Origin of the sequence: Streptomyces sp. HSW2009 (assembly GCF_040240285.1) — a bacterium.
GTDB lineage: Bacteria > Actinomycetota > Actinomycetes > Streptomycetales > Streptomycetaceae > Streptomyces.
Genome location: NZ_JBEHZD010001001.1, coordinates 1 through 1,351 on the forward strand (window position 1 = coordinate 1; position 1,351 = coordinate 1,351).

General features: G+C 75.8%; 1 protein-coding gene. It reads right to left on the bottom strand.

Annotation, left to right across the window (positions count from 1 at the left end; genetic code table 11):
* Nucleotides 1-520: 520 nt before the first annotated feature.
* Complete coding sequence (locus AAHZ94_RS34165; protein WP_349997569.1) at nt 521-844, bottom strand: STAS domain-containing protein; 324 nt, start codon at nt 842-844, stop codon at nt 521-523.
* Nucleotides 845-1,351 lie beyond the last annotated feature (507 nt).

A 1,351-nucleotide genomic window follows, 5' to 3' on the forward strand; every position in this document is an offset into this window, starting at 1 on the left:
GCCGGGAGAGGCTGCCGCGCGGCCGGTGCGGTCGCGGTCGTGCGGGCCGGTGGCCGCTGGCTGTGTGCCGCGCCCGGCCGCCCGGCGGGGGCCACCGGCGGCGCCCGGAGCGTGCTGGTTGTCTTCGTCAGGTCCCGGGTGCGTCGGGTCCATGGTGAAAGCCCCCCAGAGCTGCGTGCCGTGTGTTCAGCGGGCAGTGCCGCGACGATGCCGTGGCCGTGTCGTGGCTGGTCGCGCCGTGACGGTGCCGTGGTGGTCGGGGTCGGTCGGATCGTGCGAGGTGCCCCGGCCGTCGCGATCGGTCCGGTGTCCGCCCGCCGTGGTGAGCGGCGGATTCCGGACCTTAAACCTTGCGGCGGCCGAGACCAGTATCACTGAACCCGGGGGTGCTCCGCCGCCGGACCGGTGGGAGAGGCCGCGGACGGCCCGCCGTGCGCTGGCCGGTGACGGCCGGCCACGGCTCGGGCCCTGCTGGTGCGGCGGCCCCGCGGCGGCCCGCCGACTGTGCTGCCCGGCGTCCTCAGACCCGGGGCAGGGAGGCGGCTTCCAGGCCGCCCTCAATGGCCAGGATGCGGTGCAGCCGGGTGGCGACCAGCAGCCGCTGCATCTGGGGCGGCACCCCGCGCAGCACCAGTCGGCGACCGGCCCGGCCGGCCCTGCGGTGCGCGCCCATGATGACGCCGAGCCCGGTGGCGTCCCAGGCGTCGAGTCCGGACAGGTCCAGTACGAGGTCTCCGCCGCCTCCGTCCACGGCGGTGTGGAAGGCCGTACGGGCGTCCGCCGCGCTACGGATGTCGAGTCGACCCCCGACGACCAGCTCGGCGTGGTCGCCCTTGATGTGCATATGCGCTCCCCGATGGTGCGGTGGAGCCGCACCGTTGTGGTCGTAGTCGGTCGTAATGGTCGTATACCTACAGAACTGACTGCCTCTCATACGGCAAAGTTGCCGCTCGTAAGCGAACCGATACCGAATTCACCCCATGGAGTGGGCCCATGGGGTGCGAGCCCGTCTGTGGTGGTTTCCGCCCGTACGGGCGCCGGCTCCCGGGGGTGCGCGGCGCCCATGCGTGCAGGGCCAACTTCCCCCCGGGGCCCGGTCCGACACCTGATCCGGCGATCGGACCCGGGACCCGTCCCGGCCCGGCGCCGTACGGAGCGGCCGTGACCTGGGCCGTACGGGTGAGCCGGGCGGGCGGGTCCAGATGCGGTCCGGGGGTGGCCCGGAAGCGGTCCCCAGGGTGGCCCGGGATGGCTCCAGCGGCGTACGGGGGCGGGCCCGGCCCCCCCCCCCCCCCCGGGGCGGGGGGGGGCGGGGGGGGTGCGGGGGGGGGGGGGGCCCGGGCCGGGCGTG